This window comes from Larkinella sp. C7, from assembly GCF_006149005.1.
Taxonomy (GTDB): domain Bacteria; phylum Bacteroidota; class Bacteroidia; order Cytophagales; family Spirosomataceae; genus Larkinella.
On record NZ_VBSL01000028.1, the window covers coordinates 13773 to 39149 of the forward strand.

The following is a 25377-nucleotide window of genomic DNA, read 5'->3' on the forward strand; positions in this document are numbered from 1 at the left end:
AGGTATTATCGTTTGGCAGTTGACCCCAGTGGGGCTGGTTGCTCTGGGTATGCGTTACTTACCGGCGGATGATCACTGCGATCAGGGATAGCGCGCCGATGATGGATGGCAGAATGGTGTAAAAGCGATCGGCATAGGCCAGACGGGCTTTCCCCGGTTCTACGTAAATGACATCGTTGGGATGCAGATAATAAAAGGGTGACTTGAACAGATCACGTTGATTCATATTGACCCGGCCAAATTCCCGTTTCCCGTTCGTCTCCCGAATCACCATGACATTGTCCCGGCGGCCGTAGATGGTAATATCACCGGCGAGGCTCAAGGCTTCCGTCAGGGTCATTTGCTCATTCGGAACGCTGAACATCGACGGTCGGGTTACTTCACCCAGCACTGATACTTTAAAATTCAGAAACCGGACGGCCACCGTGGGTTCTTTGAGGTAATTCTTCAGCTTCTCCTGAATCAATTCCTGCGCACCGGCGGAGGTGAGTCCCAGGACTTTTATTTTTCCCACCAGCGGCAGTTGCACCTGTCCCTGCGTGTCGACCAGATAGCCCACCACCGCCGTGACCGGCACCTGCCCGTTCACCGTTTGAAAAGTGGGTACCCGCTCGGCTGCAGCATACGGATTGAAAAAACTGCTGGCTTCCGGGTTCAGGCTGTTGACATTGATGCCTAATAAATCATTGGGTTGAATGGTGGGGATATATTTGTTGGTGATTTCTTCAGCCACGGCCGTGCTGTCAGCTACCGGGCTTTGAAAATAGGTGATCTGTTTTTGTGAGATGCAGGACGAGAAAGCAATGATCATGAAACAGAGTGCCAGAGAATTCCAATTCTTCATACGTTGTGATTTTCGATCAATAAATTAAGTACTTACTGTATTTGTCGAGTTGTCCGACAGAAAAGACCCCAAACCGATACTCAATGGCTGCCAAATACCCCGCTATAGCTTGCTTTGTGCAGAAAACCAGGGAGAACCGCAGAAATAATTTCGCATATTTTTCACCTCTTTATCCATAAAATACCTACCGTATCCTAAATTTTTGAAGGATGAATTTAGGAAATGCAAAAATATTTTCTCATTTTTCGACATCGAATTAGTTATCAGACTTCCTGATGGTTTTTTACCAGGTCATTGGTCGTACGATTACGCTCCGATATTTTTTGAAACATGAATTTATTTTTGCAGTTACTTAGTTAAATCAACCTGTTTTAATCTCTATCTCTTGTTCCTATTGCCATGCGTAAGTATGAATTGACCGACTCACAGTGGGAGAAATTAAAGGACATGATGCCCTCCAACAATCGTCCCGGACGTCCGTGGCGGTCTCATCGCCAATCCATTAATGGGATCCTTTGGATTTTGAATTCCGGTGCGCCCTGGCGCGATCTGCCCGAACGATACGGCTCCTGGAAAACCATCTATGATCGCTTTCGTCGCTGGCAGCGTGACGGGACGCTCGCAAAGATTCTGACTCTTTTGCAATTGAGCTTTCCCGCTATTACTGCCGCAGAGAGTTATACGCCGATTACCTCGGAACAGAACCTTTCAACCGTTAGTTAGTCAGGCACATCGTGCCTGCTCACCAATCATGTCGAAGGTTACCGTACTTCTCTAAAGACGGAAACAAACAGTGATTTTTGAGTATTTCAACAGCCGTTGAAATAGAGGTATGATTGACAGAGAGTAGTAACTTCAGGGTATGAAGTCGGCAATTGATTTACTGGGTACTCAGGAGGCAGACTAAAACCTCTTTATGAATTATTCGGTATTTCTACCCTGTGCAAAAGAGAATTATCAGTCACAATTCTGAGCCATTCTCGACGCTTGTCTTTAACGAACAATTATTCAAATATAATGAGAATTGTTATAAAGCAAGAGTTTTACACGTAAAATAAATGTTAAATAGGATTTTTATTATTTAACCACTATATAATTAAAGAATTGCTGGTCTGGAATACGGTTAATTAGCAGACAAACAAATCGATAATTTTGTAGTTAAATGGTTACAAAATTTGTGCCAGCATTATTTTAGTCTAGTGAATTGTTAGGATAGTTCAATAAAAAAGTCGGATCTGAACAGATGTCCGCAGATCCGACTTTTACGATTGAAAACAAGAAAAGACTAAACTAGTATTGTACGGGTACTCAGGCAATAATTTGCTTGGAAAGCAAGTCGAGATACATGTCCGTGCCCAGCACTTCTTCAGGAGTCTCGATGGTGCCAACCTGAAGCAAAAAGTCACGGAGATCAGTTGAAATTTCGTAAGTGACGTACAACCGGCGGTCAAACAGGATGGGTGAGTCTTCCAAGTCGCAGATAGAATACCGCTCCTGATTGAAGGCGACCCGCTTTTTGGGTCGCGGCCTGGGTGGTTGATACGAATCGGCCTGTTGTTCCAATTCGTGCTGATCGAGGAATTTATGAATGTAATTCCATCCTTCCCACTGTTCCGGATACCTGGTCAAGTACTGCCAGAAAGAATCGTAGAGGTGTTGAAGGCTCAATCGACAGTACGTTTCGCGGTCACAATCAGCTTCCGGAACAATAGGATCGAGAAATGATAATACGTTGTTCAGATTTTTTTCCCGGTAACTGATCACGGGAACAATGGGCGTCTTGGTCACATAAGACAGGAATCCGACCCCTTTGCGGGCCCACACATTTTTGGCTCCAAAGCGCACCTGAACTTCTTTATCTTCCTGACGGTTCAGCCCAGTCGTACTGGTAACGCCGTCGATAAAGATGACCAGGGAGGTTCCAGCCCGCAATTCACGGATGACCTGCAGCGTCGATGACGTCTGCTCAGCGTCCAGAATTTGAAACGAGTTGGTTAAGTTGTGCTTTTTCTGAAGACCTTTGATGGTGGCCCAGATGTCTTTACCCTGTTCCTGATAAGTGCCCCTGCTGACCAGGAGGGCCACATCAATGCCGTTTCGATACAAATACGTGGTCAGCAGGCGGTAAGAACCCAGGTGGAAAGTGCAGTAAATATTCGGGTGTTGGCTGTTTACCAGTTTCCGAATCGGCCCTTTCGTTTGAACCAGGTCATTGGCGGTCAAAAATTGCTGATCGAAGGTGGTGTAAACCTGTTGAAGTAACAATTTCTGAAAAAGGTCTTCGTGCTTTTCTATCGGAATCTCAGGCAGAATGTTCTGGACACTGGCCGAGAACGTAGTAAATTTGAAGAGATACCCTTTTTCTTTCCGGAGATCCAGGGATTCGAACTGTTGGCGACAACGATCCAATTCCCGCTGATATTGATGCACGAAGTTGCTCATGATAAAGTAAGATTAAGAAAGAGCCAGTTGATCCGTCGCGTTTGGTTGCAGACCGTGGAATGAAGGCCACCAGTTGCAGCAAACTTCACCATCTTTGTCGGCCTTACCGGCTAACAGGATGCGGTCGCTGGTTTCATTTTTGGCGATTACGTTCAGATTGGTTGTAGCAGAATTCAATAATTGCTTAGCTGAGTTGATAACAAAGTTCTTTTTCATGGCGATAGATGCTGTTAGAGTGATTAAATTGTCAGTCATCAATCGGTCTGTTTTGCCCGGGATTAGTTGGCCGATTGACTGATACAAAAGTACCGGGTCGGCATAGGCAAAAGAATGGCAACTTTTGGCTAAAATATTATGCAGCTTTAGTAACTAGTTACTATTTATTGTTAGTAATTTAGCACAGTTCAAGAAGTGAGAACATGATTGGGGTAGCAATGACCGAAGTACCGCTAAATCTGAAGTATATAAGAAGACCCTTCAAGAGTCTCAGTATTCTGCTATTGGCTGTATTTACGTTCGAAGCCTTCAACTGGCTCTTTGCGTTTGAAAAGAAATTAGTAAAAGTGGAAGAATACGGCGGTTTACTAGGCTACCTCTGGATTTTCCTGCGGGGCGGAATCCTGCCGGAAATTTCAACCCTGGTCATCCTGCTGATGCTGTTGAATATTTACCACGAAGCCTGCCGAATTAAAAAAATCGAGCTGACCCCCCGGAACATACTCAATTACGAGGTAAAAATTTTACCCGTCATGCTGGTCGCTTTTTTCCTGTTTAACCCGGTGACGCAAACCGTGCGCTATCTGTTGGTGAACTTTCCTAATTATGACCTCGAATTGTACCTGGGTAATTACATCCAGGGTACGTATAGCCTGAAATATTATTCCTTTTACCTGATTCCGGTTTTGATCATGGGCTACGGTGCCGTCAACGGGTCGCTGCTGGTCGATATTCTCGAACAACGCCGACAACGGAAACGCAGCAGCGAAACCCCCGACCCCTTTCAGTCGCTCGTTCCCCAGCCCGGTACTTTCCTGACGCATCTGAAAGGCAAAAACAATTTTGGCGAAACCATCTTGGCCGTTCAGGATTGCTTCTGGTTTGAAACCGAAGACCGGTATTACTACGCCATTCACCCCACCGGCCGGTTCTCCATTACCAAAACCATGAACGAACTGGAAGCGGAACTGAACCCCGAACTGTTTTTCCGAACCAAACGGAATTGCATTATCAACCTCAGCTTCGTTGCCAGTTATGCGTATTGGGAGAATGGTAAATACAGCATTCGCATGCAAACCCCCAATAACGACGAAACCGACATGCCGCGCGCCCGGCTGCAGGATTTTAAAAACCGTCTGGTACGCTTCTCCGCCCAGGAGGTCGAATACCTCCCTCCAAAGAGCGAAATTATCTAGTAAACTTTACAGAACACAGGAAAGTCCGGATTTTATCGTTCTTACTCGCCACGGCACCTTTTTAAAGGTACTCTTTTACGGAAATTCCGTAACGAGCCAGATTCCGGCAACTCCCCAGCTCCAGCTTCTGCGCGATGTTGGTTTTATGATTCGCCAGGGTTCGGTAACTGATGTGTAGCTGATCCGCAATTTCATGACCGGTTGTCCCCTGCGCCACCAACCGAAGGATTTCAAGCTCCCGGCCCGTCAGGCGGCCCAGTTGCTCTTTCGTCTCATCGGTCATGACGTTCATCCCGTAGTTTTTTAGCAAAAGTAAAAAACCGGGACTGTAATAATATCCACCCGTACTGATGGTCTGAAAACACTTATAAAGTTCGTCCAATCCGTCATTCGCGTATAAAAAACCGTAGAACCCCTGCTGCATGGCATTGGCAACCAGTTTTAAATCCGGTTTGCTGGTATACAGAATGAATTTGGTTTTATGGTTGTTCGTCCGGGCCTGCTGAACGATGTCTACACTACGCCGTCCGGAAATTTCTGACTCCAAAATGACGCATTGCGGTTGCTTGACCCGAATCTGCTGAAGTGTATCTTCCATTTCGATGGCTTTCCCAACCACATTGTACCCCTGCTGCTTGAGTACCTGGCAAAGTACCTCACAATTAAATAATTCAGCCTGGGCTACTAGGATAGAAAAGTCCTTTCGCTTCAATGAAAACGAAGAAGAAGACGATTCCGGTTTTGAATTAGTGTTGTTCATGGTAAAGCGATAGTAGCCTGCGTTTGAAGCTACAATTTAATTAGCCGAATTGATTCATTGGGGCAATCGAAATCAATACTTTTTTGTGTGAAATGACCAAAATAGAGAACTGGCCGTTCCACCTCTTCGTAGTCATTGATGCAATTCGTAAACGCGCGGGAATCGACAGAGAGAATCAAACGCTAGATACGGCAAATTTGGTTATTTCACGCGAAAAAGTAGTTATTCCGTACGAAATGACTTTTTTGATCGAAATTGATGACGTAGTTTTCACTTGTAATTCACACGAAAACAAGGATTGAACTACTAATATCAATAACAATGCGGAACGTTAAGAATTTAACTGGACAACAAGTGGAGCAACTCCGTCAGACGATTCGTGAGAGCCAAAACAACGTTTTGAAGAAACGTTGCCAGTGTGTACTGTATAGCTACTACGGCCTGACGGTTAGCGAATTGATGGATATGTTCGCGGTAGATCGTCGCAGCATCTACAATTGGATGAATCGCTGGCAGGAAGATGGTGTTCAGGGCTTAATGGATAAACCCGGCCGCGGTTTAAAACCGAAATTGAATCCCGACGATCAGCAGCATGTTGAAAAAGTGATTCAGGCCATGATGACGTTTCCGAAAGAACCCCGTCAGGCTTTGCAACAAATCAATCACCAACTGCCGAAGCCTGTTAGTCAGGACACTCTTCGTCGCTTTGTAAAGAAAATATCGAGAATAGACAGCATGGCTGCCTGAGTATCATTACTATAAAGCGAACAGTTGGTAACGGCTCCTCCAGGCCTGTTGCCAACTGTTCACCTAGGTTACGATATAACGGTTCCCAATAGTCGACCGATCTCGATATCTACTTTTTTGTAGTGCATGTATTCTACCATCAGTCGGTCGCTTTCTGCCGGGTCGGTTGCCTGAACAATCTGTTGTTTGATGTCGCGCATCCGTTGCTCGGCCACCAGCTTCTTCAATCGTAAAATATTGGAGAAAGCGGCATCGGCTAATTTATCCACTTCTGTCGGAACGTAAATTTCGTGTTTGAGCCAGTTTTCACTGAGCTGATGCCGAAACGTAACCAGACCAATAACCTGGTGCTGGTATTCCTGGTTCTGATGTTTCAGAAAATAGTCAGCCGTTCGTATTTCGTTGGCCACAAATCCCTCCCGAATTTCCCGCAGCATTTCGTTAAAAACCGGCGTCACAAATTCCATATCTCCCAATTCACTCAGCATGTAATGGCAAACCGATATGTCGGGCTCCAGTTCGTGAGCGCCGTAATTGACCAGTAGCCGAACGCATTCTTCTTCCTGGTAGGAGAGGGAAGAGCGGGTTTTGGGATGCAGCGGATCGACAGTCCGGCGCTCGACCGAAGGAGCTTCCACCGAAAAATCGTTCAGAATCTCCGTTAGTTCTTCGGGTATGGCTGCCGGGCCGGCGGCTCTTCCGGGCGCTGTCGCCTTGTCCTGTTGTTGCTTCAGTTGCTGTTTCTGCTGGCCGAGCACCATCCGGTTGCTTTCCGAAATCAGCGTCTGCTCATCGACCTGGAGCTGGCGGGCGGTTTTCTGAAAAAACACCTGCCGCTTGATTGGATCCGGTATTTTGGAAATGCTCTGGATCACTTCCGAGATAATCTCTGCCCGCTTAAACGGATTATCCCCCGCGTCTTTCAGGAGAATGTCAGTCTTGAACGTAATGAAATCGTTGGAGTGCTGGCTGAGGTATTTTTTAAAGGTTTCAGCCCCTACTTTCCGAACATAGCTGTCGGGATCGTCGCCGTCGGGAAACGTCGCCACGCTCACGTTCAGCCCCTCTTCCAGCACCATATCCAGCCCACGCAGGGCGGCTTTGATGCCCGCGGCATCGCCGTCATACAGAATGGTTACGTTTTGGGTAAACCGGCTGATCAGTCGAATCTGCTCGATGGTCAGCGATGTACCCGACGAAGCCACCACATTTTTGATCCCGGCCTGGTGCAGTGAGAGCACGTCCGTATAACCCTCCGTTAGGTAACAAATGTCTTCCTGCCGGATGGTATTCTTGGCCTGAAAGATGCCGTACAGAACCTGGCTTTTGTGGTAAACTTCCGTCTCGGGCGAGTTGATGTACTTCGGCTGGTTCTTATCCGTTTTCAGGATGCGCGCGCCAAATGCAATCACCCGGCCAGCAACGTTGTGAATTGGAAAAATCACCCGTCCCCGAAACCGGTCATACGTTTTGCCGCCTTCTTTCGATAAGACCAGGCCCGCTTTTTCAAGCAGTTCCGCGCGATATCCCCGGCGGGTCGCTTCCTGGAGCAGCGCGTCCCACTGGTCGGAACTATAGCCCAGTTCGAACGATTGAACGGTATTGTCCAGAAATCCCCGCTCTCGGAAATAGCTCAGACCAATGCTCTGGCCTTCGTCCGACTTCAATAAGTGCGAATGGTAAAAGTCTTTGGCAAAATTCAGGACAATGAACAGGCTCTCCCGCTCATTTTGCCGAATCAGCTCATCGGGCGTCAGTTGTTCTTCGGCGACTTCGATGCCGTATTTTTTGGCCAGATGCCGCAGGGCTTCCGGATAACCGATGTTTTCAATGTCCATCACAAACCGCACCGGATCACCCGCTTTGCCGCAGCCGAAGCATTTGTAGATCTGACGTACGGGCGAAACGTTGAACGACGGCGTCTTTTCGTTGTGAAACGGGCAGCAAGCAATCCAGTTCTGGCCCCGCTTTTTGAGCGAGACATAGTCACTAACCACGTCGATAATATCCGCGGTCTGACGGATTCGGTCGATGGTTTCCTCAGGAATACGCATAATCAAAGGTACGTAACTCCACCCGGTTTTGGCAACGTTTTTGCTAATATGAGTTGTCGGGAAGCTCCCCGATCTCCTCCCTTTTTTTACCACCAACCGGATACGGCCATGCCTCTGAGATGGATAAATCTAACGCTGTTAAATTTGATTCGACAAGCAAATATTGTTTTTGTCAATATTTTTCTACTGATGGTGGTGACCGATTGTACGAAAAGTACGAAGGATGAGCCGGTATCTCCACAGTCCAAAACCGCTGATCAATACAGCGGGGAAGTGGCCTTGCGATGGTCGGCGATAAACCTGTACCTGCTCCGAAATACGGCGGGGTTCACTCCGCCGGTGGCTTCCCGGGCGTTGGGCTATGGTGGATTAGCACTCTACGAAGCCGTTGTACCCGGTTTGCCAACCCATCGATCGCTGGCAGGACAACTTACCGGCCTGACCCATTTGCCGCAGGCAGACACCAAAGCCGTCTATAACTGGGCGATTTCGGCCAACGCTGCGGAAGCTCAGGTCCTGCGGAATCTCTTCGCCAATACCAGTGATGCGAACAAAGCAAAAATCGATTCGCTGGAAATTTTGACGCTGACAGAATTGAAAACCGAAACCGGCAGCCGTGAGGTCGTGGATCGCTCGGTGGCCTTTGGCAGGCAGATCGCCGACGCGATTTTTGAATGGTCGAAAACCGACGGTGGACACGAAGGCTACAACCGCAATTTCCCCGCCAATTTCCAGGTGCCGCTCTTCAACGGTTCGTGGCAAACCACGGAAAACGGGCGGAAGATTCCGATGCAACCCTACTGGGGTAAAAACCGGACGTTTGTGGCGACGAACGCAAGCTTGCCAATGCCGAAACCGCTCCCGATTTCGGCCGATGTCAAATCACAGTATTTTGCGCAGTACCTGGAAGTGTATACCAAAAACAAATCCCTGACACAGATGGAGAAAGAAATTTCGATCTGGTGGGCCGACGATCCGAGCGAAACCTTTACGCCCCCCGGCCATTCGTATAACCTGGCTCGCATTGCCATTCTAACTGCCAATGCCGATCTGGGGAAAGCCGCCGAAACACTCGCCCGCACCGGTATGGCCGTGGCCGATGCCTTTACGGTTTGCTGGAAGTGCAAATATGTGTTCAACAATGAACGTCCCTACACGTTTGTGCGTCGGGCCATCGATCCGGCCTGGATTCCGTTCTGGCCTGCTCCGCCTTTTCCGGGCTACACCTCCGGGCATGCCACGCAATCGGCGGCTGCGGCCACGGTTTTGGGTGGTCTGTACGGTGAATCGTTTTCGTTTACGGATGACTCACACATCAGCCGGGTTCGGGACTTGAAACGCAACACGGATTTTAAAGCGCGGAGTTTTACTTCGTTTTGGCAAGCCGCCGAAGAGTCGGCCTACTCGCGTTATCTGGGCGGTATTCACACCCGGCAGGACAACGAAACCGGTTTGATGACCGGAAAGGAAATCGGGAAGAATATCAACAGCCTAAGCTGGAAAAAATGATCCATTTAAATGGCAAACGCCGAATGTAAAAGTAGCTTGGCAGCAGTCACTTTTACATTCGGCGTTTGCCATTACATTTTTACTTTATGGTGCTTTCAGGGCTTTTCAATAAGCCCGTACGCCCTTGCCTTCCATAAAATTCACGAAGGCTTTGTTAACGACTTTGTTGCCACCTGGCGTCGGATAATTCCCGGTGAAATACCAGTCACCGGAGTGATTGGCACACGCCTTGCGGAGGTTTTCGACTGTTTGGAAAATAACCGCTACATCGGCTTTCAGATCTTTCGGGGTCACAATTTCGGCGACTTTATCGGAAATCTGATCGTGCGTAAACGGATTGTACAAGGCTTTGACGTAGTTTACGTTGGATGCGTTTCCGGATTCGATGGCCGCTACGCACTGCGCGTATACCTCATCGACCCGGTTTTCCAGACCGCTTTCTTTCAGCAGTTGCAAGGTGGCCCGGAAAGCCACAAACTCCTTCATTTTCGACATGTCGATGCCGTAGCAATCGGGGAATCGAATCTGGGGAGCCGACGAAACAATGATGATTTTCTTGGGGCCGAGCCGGTCAAGCATTTTCAGTATGCTCTTTTCAAGTGTCGTCCCCCGAACGATGGAGTCGTCGATAACCACCACATTGTCAACGCCTTTACGAATTACTTCGAAGGTTGTGTCGTAGACGTGGGCCACCATCTCATCCCGTTGGGAGTCGTCAGTAATGAACGTACGGAGTTTGACATCTTTCGACACGAGTTTTTCGATCCGGGGGCGGAACGACAGCAGCCGGTCGAGATCCTGTTCAAACAGAATACCGTCCATGATGGCTTTCTTGCGCTGTTTGGCCAGGTATTCCTCCAGGCCTTCGACCATGCCGAAGAAGGACGTTTCGGCGGTGTTGGGAATGTACGAGAAAACCGTATTCTCCAGATCGTAATCGATTTCCTGCAAGATCTGCGGAATCAGCAGTTTCCCGAGCATTTTACGCTCGTTGTAAATATCGGGATCAGAAGCGCGGGAGAAATAAATCCGCTCGAAGCTACATGACCGTTTTTCAATCGGCTTGATGAATTCGTATTCGTCGTATTCGCCGTATTTGTCGATGATCAGCGCGTGTCCGGGCTTCACCTCCTGAATCTGGTTGTACTCGACGTTGAAAGCGGTTTTGATGGCTGGTTTTTCGGACGCCACCACCACTACTTCGTCATCGGCATAATAATAAGCCGGACGAATACCGGCCGGATCGCGGGCCACAAACGCAGCGCCGAAACCCGTCATACCGACCATCGAATAACCGCCGTCGAAATCCCGGCAGGAGCGGTGCAACACGCGTTGCAGGTCCATGTTATCCTCGATGATGTCCGACAGGTCGGGATTTTCGTAGATGCCTTTAAACCGATCGAACACGCGTTGGTTTTCTTCGTCCAGAAAGTGCCCGATTTTTTCCATGACCGTCACCGTATCGACCTCATCTTTCGGGTGTTGACCCAGCGAAACCAGTTTATCGAAGAGTTCTTCGACGTTGGTCATGTTGAAATTGCCAGCCATCACGAGGTTGCGGCTGCGCCAGTTGTTCTGGCGGAGCATCGGGTGACAGTTCTCAATTTCGTTCGCTCCGTGGGTCCCGTATCGCAGGTGACCCATCCACACTTCACCCGTAAACGCAAGGTTTTCCTGAAGCCAGCGGGCATCGCGGGCTTTCTCCTTGTTGTTTTTCAGCGCTTTGCGGAATTTTTTGTTGATCTTCTGGAAGATGTCGGCGACCGGCTGGCTGGCTACCGAGCGGTAGCGGCTGATGTAGCGGTGGCCGGGCGGCACGTCAATTTTGATGTTGGCAACCCCGGCGCCGTCCTGGCCCCGGTTTACCTGTTTTTCCATCAGCAGGTACAGTTTATTGATGCCGTATAAATGAGTGCCGTACTTATCGATATAATATTGGTACGGCTTGCGGAGCCTTATCAGGGCAATACCGCACTCGTGCTTTATGGCGTCGCTCATGCCTGGTGTTTTAGGTTGTTATGAAGGTAACTTCCGATGGTTGCTTTTCGTTCAGATGAAGTTAAGGCAAAGTTACGAAAAGGATAAAACGGATTCCCTACCGTTAACAAGACTTTTTTCTTCCGGGCTCTCTAAACCGGCTAAAAAGATAGTTGTATCAAAAAATGAAAAATATTTTGTCTGTTAATGTGTGTTTTATTGCCTGTATATCAATGATATATATTTATTTTTTAGGATTTTAATAAATTATTGCCTGAGTTATTTGATAAATGCTATTTTGAAAGTACAAATTACAGGTGTAATATTGGTCATACCTGATAAAATTCGGGTGTGAAATTGCCTATTCTCACATATAACTCTGTCCCCCATGAAACTTCGCTACACCAACACGATTAGTTCTCCTCCTTTTTTCTGCCGCTCCTGATTCAGGACGTACTTTCCGTTTAATTATCTAGAATTCAACGGTATCCTCCGGGATTCGCTTTCCACACTAGCCAGTGATCCGTTCACTGGACAACGCGAGGCATTGTCTCAACTGCTCTTTATTCAGGGTTCCGGCCGGTATCCTGCTAACACTGTTGCATCATTTTTCTCTACCATTTATCTGTAATCAGGTGCCTATCAATGAAAACATTTACCTTCTTGAAATCTTTGAATCGTACACTTGGCTTATCCCGTCGGCTGAAGGCCCTTGGGGTGTCACTGGTGTTGCTTTTGGGCCTTACGCCCGGACTTTTTGCCCAAATTACCGTCGACGGTACCGGTAGTTTTGCAACCATACAGGCCGCGATTGACGTGGCTTCGGAGACTTCTGTCATCGCCGTACCTGCGGGCACCTACAATGAAAACATTATGATTACGAAAAACCTCAGGATTACGGGAGCGGGCCGAACCAGCACCACCATTGTGGGGCAAACAGGGGGCGCAGAAGCAACCGTCATCATTGACGCGGGAATCTCTGACGTTGAAGTCAGTGGGTTTACCATCGTCGGATTCGACAACAACAATCCCGCCGTTGAAAACGCGGCCATCCTGATTAAATCCCAGAATGTTAAAGTTCATAACAATGAAATCGTTGCCAAGGGGGATCTGGGGCTGCTGACGGTGTATGGGAAGTTTGCTAATGTGCTGGATATTAAGGATAATATATTTTCCGGAAAGACTTTTGTCGGGGATAATCCCAGTGTCGGCAACCAGTTCGAAGTCCCTAACGTAGCCCGCGCCCTGGTTTTCTTTAATGGGGGCTCACCCGGAAATCGTATTTTCTACCTGGACTTTTCCGATAACCAGATCACCGGAACTGCCGGAACCTCGGCGGGGGGAAATCTGCTGGTTAATGTAGATGCACAAGGAGGCAAGATTACAGGAAATACTTTCGCCGGATCGACCGGTGGGTCCATTCCACGGGCGGCCCTGCGTTTGCGCGGCTACAGCCTGAGTGTTTACTGTAATACGTTTCAGGCCACCTCCTGCACGAACTGTCTGTACATCGAGCGGGACAAGGCGGAAGAAGATCCGCTGGCGGGCGGTTGGCCATCGACCTTTGCCGGCCTGGCGGCTTACAATACATTCCCAGCCGGGGCCTCTTATCTGGACCCGGTTTCCGGCGCAACCGCCATCTTTACCTCGGGGGCTCAGGCTCAGGCCGTTGCTACGGGTGGTCAGAGCGTTCTTCCGGCGGGTTTTACGGTTACGCCGTCCAGCCAAACCGTCAACGCGGGAGCAACCGCGTCCCTAACGGCCACGGGCTGTGTGGGCGGTACGGTTACCTGGTCTCCCGGCGGAGCCACGGGTAATTTGTTCACAACACCGGCACTGACCGCAACAACGACCTACACCGCAACCTGCACGTTACCTGACACGAGAAACTGTAGTTCCCCGGTGACGGTGACTATCGAAGTACCGACTGTAACAGGTAACTTCGAAGGGTTTATGCAAACCGTAAGCTGTACGAACCTGACGGGCTGGGTCTGGGATCGCAATAAGGCCAATACGGCCTTACAGGTTGGTTTATTTGAAGGAAACAATCTGCTGTTGGTGATTAATGCCGGGAACTTCCGGCAGGATTTGCTGACGGCCGGTAAAGGAAACGGGATGCACGCCTATAACGTCCCGACGCCGGAGGTCCTGAAAGACGGTGTCACGCACGTGCTGACGGCCCGGGTCCTGAACAGTACCTATCAGTTGAAAGATTCTCCTAGATCGCTGTTCTGCGGGGTGGTTAATCCGGCTCCGGTGGCGCCCTCTGTGGCTACTCTCTCGGCAACGGTGAATGAAGCGTATACATCCGGTGCCTTGCCGGCTTTTACCGATTCCGAACCGTTAACGTATGGATTGACCGGATTACCGGCAAACCTGAATTTCGACGGAACCACCCGGGTGGTGAGCGGCACACCGACCATTGCCGGAACGTTCCTGCTGAACTATACGGCCGATGATGGAACCACAACCAGTTCTACCAGTGTGACGTTGGTAGTGACGGGTGGATCAACGCCAACCCCGGTAACGGGTAATTTCGAAGGCTTCCTGCAAACTGTTAGCTGCGATATTCTGACCGGTTGGGTGTATGATAAAAACCAGCCTAATGCTCCGATCACCGTAGAATTATTCGAAGGAAACAATAGCGTCGGTATCGTAGAAGCCAGCAATTTCCGGCAGGATCTGAAAACCGCAGGCAAAGGAAACGGTTTCCACGCGTTCAGCATTCCGACACCGGCAGGATTGAAAACCGGTACGACGCGCGTCATTGGCGGGCGGGTGCTGAATTCCAGTTACCAATTGAAAAATTCGCCCAAAACGTTGAATTGCCCATCCCCATCCGGACGGGTTGCCTCTCCTTCGGCAGAAGGGAATGGCCTGAAAGTAACGGTTTTGGGAAATCCGGTCTCGAACCAGATCGAGGTTGAAATTGAGGGTGCCGAAAACCAGGCGTTGCGTCTGCAAATCAATGATGCACAGGGTCGTGTGGTAACCGAACGGGCCATTCCGGTTGCGGGCGCCATTGAGCGCCAGACACTGCGCGTTGGTCAGCAGCCGGCGGGTTTGCTGTTCCTGCGGGTTAGCACGGCGGGCCAGGTTCGCACGATTAAATTGCTCAAACCGTAAGCATACGGCTTAAATTTTAGATTCTGCAAAGTCCCCCGCCGACAGGCAGCGGGGGACTTTTTTTTGTGACAATGGTTAGTTGGAAGCGGTTTTTCCGATCTCTTCGTACAGGGCCCGGAAGCAGTTGGAGGCTGTATTGCCGGACTCATCCGTCTTTTTTCGGCCGTAATATTCATCCAGAAAAGAACCGGCATCCGACCAGACGGTTTGGATCATGCCGTGAAACCGGTCTTTCATCGTTTTGGTCGCCGTTGCCCGGAACTTGGCCATATCCTGTGCCTGCAAAACCGCATTTTTTGGCATTCGCCACGGACAGGTCATTACCTTCAGGCCCTTCATGGCAAAATAAACCGGCGTCTGATCCGGGCGCTCGTAGTGCCAGTCGCAGATCAGCACATCTTTTGGAATCAAATCAATGGCGCGGTGGGTGTTGTTCATGCTGGCTTCCCACATGCCCAGGCCGGTGGTTTTCCCGTCCAGCAGCCGGTCTCCCCAGATCCACAGCGTGCGTCCGTTTTGCGCCAGGTGGTCCCGAATGGTTTTCACCTCCCCGGCAAATAGCTCGGCTTTATCGCGTCCCGAGCAGCGCGGACACTTGTCGTCGCCGATGTAAAACACTTCATCCATGCCGGCATGAAAGGCATCGGCCTCAAAAACGTCGCAAATCTCATCCACCAGCTCAAAAACCACTTTATGAACCTCCGGGTGCAGCGGGCAGTAACTCTTGCAATACAGACCGTCGGCATTTGGCCACTGGTATTTCTCCGGCATTTTGACGTGGGGCGTTTCGTCGAATTGGGGATAAACCCGCAGCAGATTGGTGGTTTTGGCCGCCCACGACTGATGGCCCAGCAGGTTGATTTGCGGAATGAGCCGGATGTGGTGTTTCTGACAGGCGTTCACCATCCGTTTCACTTCCCGTCGCGACAATGCCACGCTATCGCGCAATTCGGGATGGCTTTTGAATTCGTAGTTAAAATCGACCCGCAGAATGAGCGTATTCACCTGCCGCGGAGCCAGTTCCTTTTCGATAAACTGCACAAATTCATCCACGCGGCTGGATTGGGGAGCACCGATGCAGAAACCACGAACGGGCAGCAGGCTGTCGACCGGAATCTGGGCCATGGACCACTGATAAAACAACAGGAAACCAATCAGTAAACCGTGTTTGAGGGAAGAGATTTTCATAGCATACAAGAAAAAAGGGTAGAAACGGGTATCCGATTTTTCCGTCATAAACCGCCGATCCAGCGCAAAATCCAGTCGGGCTTGAAAAACAGGGCCAGGACGGGAACCGTGAGAACGGTGGCTAAAATCAGTTGCGGACGGTTGATATGAATGTCTGATAAATTAGTTGCAGAAGCGGGGCGAAAGTACAGTAAAAACGGAATGCGGAGGTAGTAAAAAAGGGAAATGACGGCGTTCAGCAAACCGATGGCAAACAGGGCCAGCACCCACGGATTCGCGTTCGTCTGATAGGCTTCCAGTAGTGCCGAAAAGGCCAGGAATTTGGCGGTGAATCCGACCGTTGGCGGCAAACCGGTCAGGGCAATCATAACAGTCGTGAGGGCCGCGCTGAGGAGCGGCTGGCTGGTGCCTAATCCGCTGAAATCCTGAATGGTCAGGCTGCCGTTATGAGCCTGCGCTAACAGGTCGATGAGCAGAAAAGCCGCCAGGTTGATGAACACATACGTGGCCACGTAAAAGGTAGCAGCTTCGAAACCCGTTTCGTTGAAAGCCACAACGCCCACCAGCAGAAAACCGGCGTGGGCAATGGACGAATACGCCAGCAGCCGTTTGGCATCGGTTTGCCAGAGTGCCGAGAGGTTGCCGAGGGTGATGCTGGCCAGCGCAATAACTGCCATCGGTGTCTGAAAATTAGCCGGTAAGGCCGTCAGGACACGCATCAACACCAGCAACGCAGCCGCCTTGGGAGCCACCGAAAAGAAAGCCACAACGGGTGTTGGAGCAGCTTCGTAGACATCGGGCGTCCAGACGTGGAAAGGCACAAGCGACAGTTTGAACAGAATACCGCCCAGCGTCAGAAAACCGGCTACATAAATGACGAACGAATCGTTTTGAGTCAGTTGTTCGACCGATTCAGACAAAGCCAGGGTTCCGGTCAAGCCGTAGAGCAACGACATGCCATACAGCATGATGGCCGAACTCACCGCTCCGAAAAGCAGGTATTTCAAACCGCCTTCCGACGCTTTGCGGCTGGCCGAAAGACCCGTCAGCAGATACGAACTGATGGAAACCAGTTCGATGCTGAGGTAAATCGTCAGCAGGTTGACCGACATCGTCATCAGATACAGGCCGAGGAGCAGGGCCAACAGAATGGGAAGCCAGTCGAACGGGAGGGGATTTGGGGTTTTAGAAACCGTCCAGGCGTGTAGAATGGCGAAAAAAGCCGCCAGCGTAACCACCAGCTTATAAAAAACCGCCTGGTTGTCGAGCAGGAGAACGGAATTAAAAAGAAAGCCTTTTTGCTGCGACTCCTGCCCGGTTACGAACGCTCCGGCCACCGCCACCGCCAGTAGTGCAAGACCGTAAAGAACAGGGCGGTTTTTGGAAAGAGCTTGCGCCTGAACTGAATCCTGACCCGATGATGGGCGCTTTGAACGGGTGAGCAACACCAAATCGGTTACGACGAGAATCGCAATGGCAAAGACCAGCGCCAGTTCCGGCCAGAAACCGGATAAGCTCCGTATACTATCATTCAGTTGATCAATGAGTTGCAAAGCGCAGAAAAATAGGCAGATTGTGATGGCGGTAAAGGTACAAAAAAAGCGTACTGGTTTTGGGGTTGGTTCGTTATCTTGTCGTAAGGAATGCCATGCCGGCTTTCAACCAACCCTTTAAACGGAACTCTTCCCATGAAAAGAATGCTGATTTTGGGCCTGTTTGTCGTTGGCCTGACCACTTTCGCCAGCGCGCAGGGTGTTTTTTTGACCGATGTCAATGGGCAGGTGCTCAGAGCCAGTAAATACGTGGATGTGCAGGGGTCGCCGTATCTGAACGAAGCCTGGAAAGAAGGGGCGGTGACGACGGCCGGCAACAAGTCGTATCCGAACCTAAAAGTGCGTTACGACGTCTTTGCGGGCGAACTGGAGTATCTGCAAAATAACCAGACGTACCGGTTGAGTCCGTCGGCGATCAAGGAATTCCGGATCATGGACAACGACGAACTGCTCTTTCGGAACGGGTTTGCCGCCGTGAACAACAACACCCCGGCCACGTTTTACCAGGTGCTGGTGGATGGCCCGACGAAGCTGTTGAAGCATACGAAAGTGAATATCGTCGAAAATAAGCCGTTCAACTCGGCGACGGTGACGAAGGAGTTTCAGAAGCAGGATCTGTATTTTATTGCCAAACCGGACGGCACGATGCAGCGCATTCAGAAAAACAAGAAGTCGGTGCTGGCTGCGTTGACCGACCAGAAAGACCGCGTCGAAAAACTGATCAAAGAGCAGGACCTGAACCTGAGCGAAGAAAATAACCTGATTACGCTGCTGGAAAGTTATAACGCGAAATAGAGGAGAGAGGTGATACAGTACACGTCTCACCTCTCTTGTCTCACGTCTCACCTCTGTTTCTCAAATAACGCCTTCCTGTTTGGCGCGTTCTTCGTAGCCATGTAGCTGAACCGGCTGTTGCTTCTTGCGCAGGCGCATGTTGAGGAATTCGACCAGCAGCGAAAACGCAATGGCGAAGTAGAGATACCCTTTCGGAACCGCGCCGATTTCAGCATTGAAGAAGACAAACTCGGCCAGGTGGGCTCCCTCGGCAATAAGCATGAATCCAATCATGATCAGGAAGGCCAGGCCAAGCATTTGAATACTCGGGTGTTCATTGACGAATTTGCCGACAGGGCCCGCAAAAAACATCATGATCAGCACGGAGAGGACGACGGCAATAATCATAACCGTCACATTCTGAGTTAATCCCACCGCCGTCAGAATGGAGTCGATTGAAAAAACGACGTTGATGATGGCAATTTGCGCCACTACGCCGGAGATGCTGGCTTTCACTGGAGAACCTGCGGTTTCTTCCTCCTCATTCGAACTTCCCTCCAGTTTGTGATGAATCTCCGAAGTGGCTTTATACAATAGAAAAAGCCCCCCAATGATCAGAATGACGCTTTGTCCCGTAAAAGCAGCGCTTAACCAACGGCTTTCGTAATGCATAAATGGTTTGCTGAGCGAAATCAGAACCGAAATTCCGAACAGGAGCGCGACCCGGAAAATCATGGCCAACAGCAGGCCGATGTTGCGGGCTTTGGGCTGGTCGGCCGGAGCGAGTTTATTGGCAGCAATGGAAATAAAAATGATGTTATCGATTCCTAATACAATTTCCAGAAATGTCAGCGTCAGCAGACTAACAATGTTTTCGGCGGAGAACAATTGATCCATTCGTAGGTAGTTTGATCGTTGGAGAATTGCCCCAAATTACCCGCTTTACGGCAGTTAGGCAACATTTTCATCAAAATCGACCCTGAAAAAGCAAAAGGTTTCAAGCAACAGGCACACGCAACTGCCGTGATTTGGTTGGGGAAACAGAAACCGGACCGTGAAGAATTCTGCTCATCTGTTTTGAGGTATAAAGAACCCGGAATTTACGGCGGTACGGTTTTAATTGTCGGACAGTTATCCGGAGGGTATGCAGCGTTGTATGCTGCTGCTGTATATCCGGCATTTTCTTGTTAAATTTTCTTTAATTAGTTGTTTTTCTGATAGTTATAATGTTGTTTGGGGTGCATTTTTTCGAAAATGGGATAAAAGATAGACTCGACTGGTTACAAGACATTTGTTTCATATGTATAGACAAGCAAAAAAAGATTGGTAAATTATTTCTGCCACCATATAATAAATTTGCAATTTGTATTTTGTAAGATAAAATTTGATTAACGTAGATTTGTAGTGAACACAATGTGTATTTTGGTTACTATAGAGTAAAATTGCCTTTTTTTTGGCTGAAAACGTCTCTTTATCATTAAACTATCTGTCTGTTTAATGACGGAAAAAACGGTTCTTAAGGTGCATTGGGGGGTAAGAGTAAATACTTAGGTATTTATAATGAGCCGGAAAACTTTTTTTGAGTTAATATTGTAAAAAAAATGGCGAAAACCATTTTTCGGGTAATTCTGAAGAAAAAGGAAGTTATGAAATTTCAAAGACTTCCTCCGTATGAATGGCGTCCTGATGCATACAACCTCCTTAATACGAACTTCATACTAAACACGTTATAAACCGTCCTTTGGGATGACGGGTCCGAATTTTACTTTTTTCGTTTCAAAGCCGGTTGCTCATGAAGTCATCGAATATGTATAGTTATCCTATGTATCCTCAGGGCGAGATTAACTCCTCCGACGGACAGGGAACATTGAAGGACTATCTGAAACACTGGAAGTGGTTTTTGATTTCGCTGATCACACTAATCGTGGCCGGGTTCGTTTATATCTGGTTTACCGAGCCCATCTACCGGGTTCAGGCGAGTTTGCTGGTGAAAGACGAGCCGCCGAAGAGTGGGGTCTCGGGCGACGGCCTCCTGAAAGACCTGACGACTTATAGCCCCGGAAAAGTCATCGAAAACGAAATTGAAATCCTGAAGTCGAGTTCGTTGATGAAAAAGGTAGTCGACTCGCTGGGGTTGAACATCCGCTATTTTCGCAGCACGCCCTTCGGCAAACGGGAAATTTATGAAGAAGCACCAATCCGGATTGTCCTGACCGACCCAACGCCCAATCTCTACCGGGCTGATCTGGAAATTGGTATCATCAGCCCGACTACCGTGCGGCTCAACGATTGGGTCTATCCGGCCAACCAGATCATCAACACGCCTTTTGGGCGCTTACAAATTTTTATCAAGCAGCCCGTGGTCTACACCAACGAACCACTGGTGGTGCAGGTCATGTCGCAGGCCCAGACCATTCGCTATTACCAGAGTAAACTCACCGTTGCACCCAGCGGCAAAGAGTCGACGGTGCTGGTGCTGACCATCGAGGATGCCGTTTCGACCAAAGGGGAGGCCATTCTCAATCAGATGATTGCCAATTACAGTTCGGCTTCTACCACCGAAAAAAACCGGGCTGTAGCCAATACCCTTAGCTTTATTCAGACGCGCCTGAAGCTCGTTTCTGCGGAATTGGCCACGCTGGAGAAGTCGATCGAAACCTATAAGGCGGTGAATGGTATTTCGGGCATTGGCTCGGGAGCGCAGTCGCTGCTGAGCAGTTTGCAGAGCAACGACGCGCAACTCAACCGGGTTGCCATTCAGCTCAGTACGCTGGGCGATGTGGAAAAATACGTTCGCAGCAAAGGAGAAAACCGGGGTGGGCCGCCGACAACGCTCAAATTCAGCGATCCCACCTTAACCGCCTTGATTGGTAAATTGACGGAACTCGAAACACAGCGGACGGTGCTGCTTCGGAATTCGCCGGAACCAAGTCCGGTATTGCGTTCGCTCGACGACCAGATTCTTGCCACCCGGGCCAACATCAGCGAAACGCTGGCGACGCTCCGCGGCATCCTGACCAATACGCGCAGCCAGTTGCTGGCGGCCAACAAACGGCTTGAAGCCCGGATTGGCGTTATACCGGGGAAAGAGCGGGCGCTGATGAACATCACCCGGCAGCAGGCCATCAAGAACAACCTGTATAACTATTTGCTTCAGAAACAGGAAGAAACCGCCCTTTCGTTTGCTTCCGTCGCATCCAACAGTCAGGTGATCGATGCTGCCAGCGGGAGTCTTGAGCCGGTAAAACCCATCAAGTGGCTGATCCTGTTGCTGTTCGGAACTGTCGGGCTGCTCATTCCCATCGTTGTGATCCGAATCAAACGGTTTTTTAACGAGCGGGTTTCCGGGCGGGCTGAAATCAATCAGGCCACCAAGGCTCCCGTAATTGGGGAGATTGCCTACGTCAGACACGAATTTCCGGTGGTGGTAAATGGCCGGAAACGCTCGGTGGCGGCCGAACAGATTCGGGCCCTGCGGACGAATCTCCAGTTTTTGCGCGAAAACCCGAACGATAGCCAGGTGTTGCTGTTTACATCCAGCCTGAGTGGAGAAGGCAAGTCGTTTCTGTCGCTCAACGTAGCGGTGAGCATGGCGCTGGTGGGTCGTCCAACGCTAATCATGGATATGGATTTGCGCCGACCCAAATTGCACAAGGCGCTGAACATGCTCAATTTTCGCGGCAGCAGCAGCTACCTGACGGGCGAGGCTACGCTGGACGAAGTGCTGCAGCAGGTACCCGGATTCGATAATTTGTTCATCATTTCCTGCGGCCCCATTCCGCTCAACCCATCTGAATTGCTCAGCGGCCCGCGTCTGCGTGAGCTGATCGAAGAAGCCCGTACGCGGTTTGACAACATCATTATCGATTCTCCGCCGATCGGTCTGGTGACCGATGCCCAGTTGATCGGGCCGTTTGTGGACGTGACGCTCTATGCCATTCGCCATAATATTACCAACCGGAGCTATCTCAAACTGGTGGATTTGCTGTATCAGGAGAAGCGGTTTCCTAAACTGAATGTTGTACTGAATTCCGTCAAAAATAAATACTCGTACGACTACCGGTATTACTACTACCGGAAGTCGGGCAATGACAAGCCCAATCTGTTGCGAAAATATTTGCTGCACTGAAACGGAAGCTCGTCCGCTTTGATACAATGGACGGGTGGATGAACGATCTGAAAAGCCGGGCATGATTACCGTACCAAAAGATTTTCTTGCGAAATGGAAAAACGAACCGTCGGAAAAAAAACTGGCGTTTTCCCGGTCGGAGCGCAGACACAGGCATTCCCGGGACCGGAGCGCAACGGCCGATTCGTTGAAATTCACGAAAGTTGACGATTTCCGGCGCTGTAGCCGGTGTGTGCTGGATACAACCGTTTCCGATATCTGGTTCGATGACGCGGGCATCTGCAAATACTGCTACATCCACGACGAAATGGAGCGGCTCCATCCGTTGAAAAACATGGAGGAGGATTTGCAGCGGATTGTGAAACGGATCAAAAAAGCCGGCCGGAACAAAACCTATGACTGCATTGTGGGCGTTAGTGGCGGTCGTGATAGCATCTACACCCTTTTTCTGGCGCGCAAACTGGGCCTCCGACCTTTGGCGGTATATTTCGACAACGGCTGGAACACCGAAATTGCCGTTTCGAACATCCGGAAAGCAACCGACCTCTTGCGGGTAGATCTGCATACGGTGTTGGCCGATCTGGAAGAGTTCAAAGATTTGCAGCGGGCTTTTCTCAAAGCGTCCGTACCCGACGCCGACATCCCGACTGTTTACGCCATCCATTCCGTATTGTATGAAACGGCGGCCAAACAGGGCATTGGCTATATTCTGCACGGGCACTCATTCCGGACCGAAGGCACCTCGCCCATTAGCTGGACTTACATGGACGGGCGGTATATCAAAAATGTTCACCGGCGGTTTGGCAGCGGGGTCATCCGGAGTTTCAAAATCATGATGTTGCCCTACCTGCTTTATTACAGTTTCGTAAAACGCATTCGGGAGGTACGGTTGCTGGAATACATCGATTACAACAAGAATAAAGTAGACGAAATTCTGGCTCACGACCTGGGCTGGGTGTATTACGGCGGGTACCACCACAAGAACCTGTATACCAAGTTTTTTCAGTCGTTTCTGTTGCCGAATAAATTCAATATCGATAAACGCAAAACGGAATTGTCGGCGCTGGTTCGTTCCGGGCAGAAAACGCGGGAAGAAGCCATTGCGGAGCTGGAAGCCAGTGCTTACCAGTACGACCGGTCGGTGGTGATCTATGCCGTGGCCAAATTGGGGTGGACGCTCGAAGAGTGGGAGCGGGTTTATTACCGCGCTCCCCGGTCACACAAGGATTTTAAGACGTATCTGCCGCTGATCCGGCTGCTGCGTCTGCCAATCTGGGTGGCCTGCAAACTGCGGATTTTGCCCCATATTTTGTACTTGAAGTATGCCAGTTAGAAAAAAAAGAACCCGCCGGTTTTCGGACGGACGCGGAACAGCGAAGCAATTCGGGATGGGGCTTAGTTATTGGCCGATTTGACGGCTCTGAAGACTTCGGCGATGCGTCGGCGGGCTACCAGCAAAACCGTGCCGTTGGTCAGGGTGAGTTCGACCTGGTAGGTGGAAATCCGGTGAAGGCGAGCGATGTGCGTGGGGTTGACGAGGGCACCCCGGCTGATGCGGATGAACTCGGGAAGCATTTTCTGCCAGCGAACCAGCGTTCGGGCAGTCATCAGGTTGGGGGCATTACTGCGGTGCAACAGGCTGTAATTGCTATTGCCCTCCAGCCAGATGAGATCGGAGAGCGACAGGGGTACTTTATATCCTCTTAGTTGTAGAGAGCCCGCTTGCTGCTGCATCATGAAGAAGTCGTCAATTGGTGGGTGACGTTTTGCAGAAATAAACGAACCCGAACCGCTTCTGTGGTTAATTCACACCGTTCTGCCTGTAAGAAATAATCCAGCATCGTTTTGTCAGTCGCCGTTGCGATCCGTTGAATCCGACCACTCTGACGCGCCCACAAACTGTAGCCATAGATGGCATTCGGACACTCGGCCAGAACGGCAAAACCATACGGTGTTGAATCGCCGGACGGCTGGTGCCACAGGACAAACCAGCGGGCCTTTGCCATAATTTGTGATAACGAAAGCCGTTGCTGTTCCCAAACCTGGAAATGATCCAGAAGAGCCTCCAAAGGGATCTCCGTCTCATCCGATCCGGTTGATGGAACAACCCGGTTCGGAGACTCTGCAACTTCAGTTTGAAAGCGGTGGCGTTGAGTAAACCAGAAAGACATTTCAGGTAGTTGATAACTCACTTGCATAGCCACCCTAGTGGATTCCGGAGAATCGCTCAGATGAGTAAAAACTTGTGAGAGTATAAGTTCATGCGTGTTCATCCAATTTCAGTGCCATTTTGTGTGGTTTATAGTTCAATTCATAAAAATTTGTTGAAAAGGTAAATTATTTATGATCCTGTCATCTGAATCCAATACCGTAAAATCACTCCGCTGGAATCAAGGCGATTTGCGCTTATTTGGCACAGTAATTGTCACACGGGGGCCGGTTAAATGAAGGGGACTCCGGGGCGTATACGCAGGGGCTTTTTGGGTTTTCATCCGTTCGACCAGTCGGTGGCACGGTGGACATCGCGTCGAAATCCCGGTTTTAGCAGGGATTTTTTGGTGGTTTGTTGATGATTTCGAAGTACTTTTATCACCGCATTGGGCCGGTGAGCAGGTATGGCAGGTATAAAATTTCTACGTAACGATGTACCGATTTCTTTTTTGGCTTTCTGTTCTGCTGGGTAACGTTCTTGGTTCACCAATCGCCAGAGCCCAACCGGTTATATTCAATGCCAGCCCCTCGGCCCAACCCGGCGAAACCGTCGGCCTGCAAGGATCTTTCGGGGCCTCGGCCCGGGCTTATTTCAACAAAGGAACAGCCACGACGCCCACGGCCTTGCCCATTCAGGTGCAGAGTGCCAAC

At 49.8% G+C, this 25377-nt stretch carries 21 protein-coding genes; 10 read left to right on the plus strand and 11 right to left on the minus strand.

Features of this window, described 5'->3' with window-relative positions; translation table 11 throughout:
• Window positions 1–58: 58 nt before the first annotated feature.
• On the minus strand, window positions 59–844 hold the full coding sequence (locus FH871_RS30600) for a polysaccharide biosynthesis/export family protein (RefSeq protein ID WP_138995134.1): 786 nt from the start codon (window positions 842–844) through the stop codon (window positions 59–61).
• 399 nt (window positions 845–1243) lie between these two features.
• On the opposite strand from FH871_RS30600, the gene FH871_RS30605 reads away from it, so the two are divergent.
• On the plus strand, window positions 1244–1567 hold the full coding sequence (locus FH871_RS30605) for a transposase (protein ID WP_114406861.1): 324 nt from the start codon (window positions 1244–1246) through the stop codon (window positions 1565–1567).
• Between the two features lie 585 nt (window positions 1568–2152).
• Here the strand turns inward: FH871_RS30605 and FH871_RS30610 are convergent.
• Together FH871_RS30610 and FH871_RS30615 are read right to left on the minus strand one after the other, a co-directional pair.
• Window positions 2153–3286, minus strand: coding sequence for a hypothetical protein (locus FH871_RS30610; RefSeq protein WP_114406862.1), 1134 nt, complete (start codon window positions 3284–3286; stop codon window positions 2153–2155).
• 12 nt (window positions 3287–3298) lie between these two features.
• Complete coding sequence (locus tag FH871_RS30615; RefSeq protein WP_133299844.1) at window positions 3299–3502, minus strand: hypothetical protein; 204 nt, start codon at window positions 3500–3502, stop codon at window positions 3299–3301.
• 284 nt (window positions 3503–3786) lie between these two features.
• On the opposite strand from FH871_RS30615, the gene FH871_RS30620 reads away from it, so the two are divergent.
• A complete protein-coding gene (locus FH871_RS30620) occupies window positions 3787–4698 on the plus strand; it encodes a LytTR family DNA-binding domain-containing protein (protein ID WP_171063011.1) in 912 nt (303 codons plus the stop codon).
• Window positions 4699–4759: 61 nt separating this feature from the next.
• On the opposite strand, the gene FH871_RS30625 is transcribed toward FH871_RS30620, so the two are convergent.
• Window positions 4760–5458 carry a response regulator transcription factor gene (locus FH871_RS30625; RefSeq protein WP_114406865.1) on the minus strand — a complete coding sequence of 233 codons (699 nt, stop codon included), beginning with the start codon at window positions 5456–5458 and terminating at the stop codon, window positions 4760–4762.
• Between the two features lie 321 nt (window positions 5459–5779).
• Here FH871_RS30625 and FH871_RS30630 point away from each other — a divergent pair, with 321 nt between their 5' ends.
• Complete coding sequence (locus FH871_RS30630) at window positions 5780–6205, plus strand: helix-turn-helix domain-containing protein (RefSeq protein WP_138995136.1); 426 nt, start codon at window positions 5780–5782, stop codon at window positions 6203–6205.
• Window positions 6206–6273: 68 nt separating this feature from the next.
• Here the strand turns inward: FH871_RS30630 and dnaG are convergent, their stop codons facing one another.
• The gene (dnaG, locus tag FH871_RS30635; protein ID WP_138995137.1) at window positions 6274–8259 is read right to left on the minus strand and encodes a DNA primase; all 1986 of its coding nucleotides are present in this window, start codon (window positions 8257–8259) and stop codon (window positions 6274–6276) included.
• A 189-nt stretch (window positions 8260–8448) separates the two neighbouring features.
• On the opposite strand from dnaG, the gene FH871_RS30640 reads away from it, so the two are divergent.
• The gene (locus FH871_RS30640) at window positions 8449–9768 is read left to right on the plus strand and encodes a vanadium-dependent haloperoxidase (RefSeq protein ID WP_229317724.1); all 1320 of its coding nucleotides are present in this window, start codon (window positions 8449–8451) and stop codon (window positions 9766–9768) included.
• 105 nt (window positions 9769–9873) lie between these two features.
• Here the strand turns inward: FH871_RS30640 and FH871_RS30645 are convergent, their stop codons facing one another.
• The gene (locus tag FH871_RS30645) at window positions 9874–11766 is read right to left on the minus strand and encodes an amidophosphoribosyltransferase (protein ID WP_138995139.1); all 1893 of its coding nucleotides are present in this window, start codon (window positions 11764–11766) and stop codon (window positions 9874–9876) included.
• Between the two features lie 651 nt (window positions 11767–12417).
• On the opposite strand from FH871_RS30645, the gene FH871_RS30650 reads away from it, so the two are divergent.
• Complete coding sequence (locus FH871_RS30650; RefSeq protein ID WP_171063012.1) at window positions 12418–14871, plus strand: T9SS type A sorting domain-containing protein; 2454 nt, start codon at window positions 12418–12420, stop codon at window positions 14869–14871.
• A gap of 75 nt (window positions 14872–14946) precedes the next feature.
• Here FH871_RS30650 and FH871_RS30655 read toward each other — a convergent pair whose 3' ends face one another.
• Together FH871_RS30655 and FH871_RS30660 are read right to left on the minus strand one after the other, a co-directional pair.
• Complete coding sequence (locus FH871_RS30655; RefSeq protein ID WP_138995141.1) at window positions 14947–16059, minus strand: family 20 glycosylhydrolase; 1113 nt, start codon at window positions 16057–16059, stop codon at window positions 14947–14949.
• 44 nt (window positions 16060–16103) lie between these two features.
• Window positions 16104–17612: an NADH-quinone oxidoreductase subunit N gene (locus FH871_RS30660; RefSeq protein WP_138995142.1), complete on the minus strand. Its 1509-nt coding sequence runs from the start codon at window positions 17610–17612 to the stop codon at window positions 16104–16106.
• A gap of 135 nt (window positions 17613–17747) precedes the next feature.
• On the opposite strand from FH871_RS30660, the gene FH871_RS30665 reads away from it, so the two are divergent.
• The gene (locus FH871_RS30665; protein ID WP_138995143.1) at window positions 17748–18407 is read left to right on the plus strand and encodes a hypothetical protein; all 660 of its coding nucleotides are present in this window, start codon (window positions 17748–17750) and stop codon (window positions 18405–18407) included.
• Between the two features lie 60 nt (window positions 18408–18467).
• Here FH871_RS30665 and FH871_RS30670 read toward each other — a convergent pair whose 3' ends face one another.
• Window positions 18468–19283 (minus strand): TerC family protein, encoded by an 816-nt coding sequence (locus tag FH871_RS30670; RefSeq protein WP_138995144.1) that lies wholly within the window; start codon window positions 19281–19283, stop codon window positions 18468–18470.
• A gap of 18 nt (window positions 19284–19301) precedes the next feature.
• Here FH871_RS30670 and FH871_RS30675 point away from each other — a divergent pair, with 18 nt between their 5' ends.
• The 3 genes from FH871_RS30675 to FH871_RS30685 all read left to right on the plus strand — a co-directional run bounded on the left by FH871_RS30675 (window position 19302) and on the right by FH871_RS30685 (window position 23848).
• On the plus strand, window positions 19302–19577 hold the full coding sequence (locus FH871_RS30675; RefSeq protein ID WP_138995145.1) for a hypothetical protein: 276 nt from the start codon (window positions 19302–19304) through the stop codon (window positions 19575–19577).
• 601 nt (window positions 19578–20178) lie between these two features.
• Window positions 20179–22515 carry a tyrosine-protein kinase family protein gene (locus FH871_RS30680; RefSeq protein ID WP_138995146.1) on the plus strand — a complete coding sequence of 779 codons (2337 nt, stop codon included), beginning with the start codon at window positions 20179–20181 and terminating at the stop codon, window positions 22513–22515.
• A gap of 61 nt (window positions 22516–22576) precedes the next feature.
• Window positions 22577–23848 carry an N-acetyl sugar amidotransferase gene (locus FH871_RS30685; protein WP_138995147.1) on the plus strand — a complete coding sequence of 424 codons (1272 nt, stop codon included), beginning with the start codon at window positions 22577–22579 and terminating at the stop codon, window positions 23846–23848.
• Between the two features lie 62 nt (window positions 23849–23910).
• Here FH871_RS30685 and FH871_RS30690 read toward each other — a convergent pair whose 3' ends face one another.
• Window positions 23911–24252 (minus strand): LytTR family DNA-binding domain-containing protein, encoded by a 342-nt coding sequence (locus FH871_RS30690; RefSeq protein WP_138995148.1) that lies wholly within the window; start codon window positions 24250–24252, stop codon window positions 23911–23913.
• Complete coding sequence (locus FH871_RS30695; protein ID WP_138995149.1) at window positions 24249–24521, minus strand: hypothetical protein; 273 nt, start codon at window positions 24519–24521, stop codon at window positions 24249–24251. The genes FH871_RS30690 and FH871_RS30695 overlap by 4 nt, the downstream gene beginning before the upstream one ends.
• A 637-nt stretch (window positions 24522–25158) precedes the next feature.
• Between FH871_RS30695 and FH871_RS30700 the strand changes: the two genes are divergently transcribed.
• Window positions 25159–25377 (plus strand): hypothetical protein (locus FH871_RS30700; protein WP_138995150.1); only part of this gene is annotated, 219 nt, incomplete at its 3' end.